General features: G+C 70.9%; 2 protein-coding genes. Both read left to right on the forward strand.

Annotated features, from left to right (window positions below; translation table 11 throughout):
• Nucleotides 1-198: 198 nt before the first annotated feature.
• Nucleotides 199-1119, forward strand: a complete 921-nt coding sequence (gspN, locus tag H0W40_RS19835; protein ID WP_292449638.1) for a type II secretion system protein N — start codon at nt 199-201, stop codon at nt 1117-1119.
• A 2-nt stretch (nt 1120-1121) separates the two neighbouring features.
• Nucleotides 1122-2709 (forward strand): type II secretion system secretin GspD (gspD, locus tag H0W40_RS19840; RefSeq protein ID WP_292449641.1); only part of this gene is annotated, 1588 nt, incomplete at its 3' end.

Genomic DNA, 2709 nt, shown 5'->3' on the forward strand with positions numbered 1-2709 from the left:
CCCGAGCAGCGCAGCGCAGTCGGCCCGCAGGGTCGACCGCCGCACTGAAGCGCCGACGGGCACCCGCCCACGGCTTTGCTCCAGCCGAACACCCGCATGGCCGTCAGCCGAACGTCCGCAACGGGCCGGTTCCAGACCCTCCCCGCTTGTTGGCGATTCATTCGTCGCGGACGGCGCACAGCGCCATGGATTACTGAAATGGCACTGCCCGCTTTTCGACCGTCGATCTGGCGCGCCTCGCGGCTGCGCGGCGGCGGTGCCGCGACCACCCGCGCCACGGAGTTCGGCCTGTCCACTTACGAAGGCCTTCGCTGGCGGCGCGAGCGCTCCGCCGGGCGGCGCTGGGCCATCGCGGGCGCGCTTGTCGGCGCGCTGCTGGGCACAGTCGCCTTCGCCCCGGCCGCCTGGCTGGCCGGCTGGATGGAGCGCGCCAGCGGCGGGCACCTCGTGCTGGCCGATGCACAGGGCAGCCTGTGGAACGGCAGCGCCGTGGCGGTACTGGCCGGTGGCAGCGACAGCCGCGAGGCGCGCTCGCTGCCCGGGCGCCTGCAATGGACCTTGCGCCCGGCCGGCCTGGCGCTGGCGCTGCGGCTGGAACACGCGTGCTGCCTGAACGGCCGGCCGGTGATCACCGTCAGGCCCGGCTGGGGCCGGATCACGACCACGCTGCAAGCCCGGCAGGGCTGGATCGGCCAGTGGCCGGCCGAGTGGCTTTCCGGCCTGGGCACGCCCTGGAACACTCTGCAGCTCGGCGGCAGCCTGCGCCTGAGCTCGCCGTCGGGCCTGAGCGTGCAATGGGTGCAGGGGCGCTGGCTGGTCGAGGGCCGCGCGGCGCTGGAACTGATCGACGTGGCCTCCAGCATCACCACGCTGGAGACTCTGGGAAGCTACCGCTTCGAGGTTTCGGGCGACCCGGCAAGCGCCGGCACCACCCGACTCGACCTCGGCACCACCGAGGGCGCGCTGCAGCTCACCGGCCAAGGCACGCTCGGCGCGGGCGGCCTCGATTTTCGCGGCGAGGCACGCGCCGCCACCGAAGCCGACCGGCCGGCCCTCGACAACCTGCTGAACATCATCGGGCGGCGCGACGGCGCCCGGTCCGTCATTTCAATCGGATGATCATGAGCCTTCTTGTTCCCACACCGCCCGGCACCAGCCTCCCGGCACGCGCACTCGCGACGGCCTGCGCGCTGGCGCTGCTGCTGGCAGCCGCCGCACCGTTCGCGCTGGCCCAGCAGGCGCCTCGCGGGCCCTCGCGCGAGCCGGTGACGCTCAATTTCGTCAATGCCGAGATCGAAGGCGTGGCGCGCGCCATGGGCGCCATCCTGGACCGCCAGATCATCGTGGACCCGCGCGTCAAGGGCCAGATCACGCTCTACAGCGAGCAGGCGCTGCCGCCGCGCGAGGCGTATCTGAACTTTCTGGCGGCGCTGCGCGGCCTGGGCTTCACGGTGGTCGAGGTGGCCGGGCTGCTCAAGGTGGTGCCCGAGGCCGACGCCAAGCTGCAGACCGGCACGGTGTCCATCGGCGACTCCGTGTCGCGGCGCGGCGACCAGATCATCACGCAGATCTTCCGGCTGCAGCACGAGAGCGCCAACAACCTCGTGACGGTGCTGCGCCCGCTGATCAGCCCGAACAACACCATCAACGCCAACCCCGGCAACAACACGCTGGTCATCACCGACTACGCCGACAACCTGCAGCGCCTGGCCAAGATGATCGCGGCCATCGACGTGCCCAACGCCACCGACGTCGAGGTTCTTCCGCTCGCCTATGCGGTCGCCTCCGACCTGGCGCCTGTCGTGCAGCGCCTGTCCGAATCGCCGGGCGCGCCGGGTGCGCCCGGATCGGCCAATGCGCTGGCTGTGATGGTCGATACCCGCACCAACTCGCTGCTCGTGCGTGCCCCCAACCGGGCCAAGCTGGCGCAGGTGCGCGCGCTCGTGGCCAAGCTCGATCAGCCGGGCGCCAACGGCACCGGCGGCAGCGGCATCTACGTGGTCTACCTGAAGAATGCCGACGCCACACGCTTGGCGCAGGTGCTGCGGGCTGCCTTTGCCACCGACGCGCGCGGCGGCGGCGGCGGACAGACCGGCCCCATCACCGGCCAGACGCAAAGCCAACCGCAGGGTCAGCAGCAGGCGTTCGGCGGCACCAATGCGCTCGGTGGGCAAAGCGCGACCGGTGCTTCGCAGCAGTCCACGAGCCCGGTCAGCGCCGCGGCGGCGCCCTCCACGGGCGGTTTCATCCAGGCCGACCCGGCCACCAACTCGCTCATCATCACGGCACCCGATCCGCTGTACCGCCAGCTGCGTGCGGTGATCGACAAGCTCGACGAACGCCGCGCCCAGGTCTATGTGGAGACCTTGCTGGTGGAGGTGAACGCCACCAAGGCGGCCGACGTGGGCGTGCAGTGGCAGGGCCTGATCGGCAACAGCGGCGACAAGTACGGTGTACTGGGCGGCACCAACTTCGGCACCGGCGGCAACAACATCCTCAATCTATCGCTCGCTGCGGCCGGGGCCGGCGGCGGCGCCACGGGCGGCAGTTCGGTGCCGCTGCCGAGTTCGGGCCTGAACCTGGGGATCATCCGCAAGTACGGCGGCATCTACACGCTGGGCGCGCTGGCGCGCTTCCTGGAAACCAACGCCGACGGCAACATTCTTTCCACGCCCAACCTCGTGACCTTGGACAACGAGGAGGCCAAGA

Source organism: Methylibium sp., from assembly GCF_013817345.1.
Classification (GTDB): Bacteria; Pseudomonadota; Gammaproteobacteria; order Burkholderiales; family Burkholderiaceae_C; genus Methylibium.

What these genes read in the sequence shown, in the direction of transcription:
- gspN (WP_292449638.1), top strand. Translation starts at nt 199, where the DNA reads ATGGCACTGCCCGCTTTTCGACCGTCGATCTGGCGCGCCTCGCGGCTG.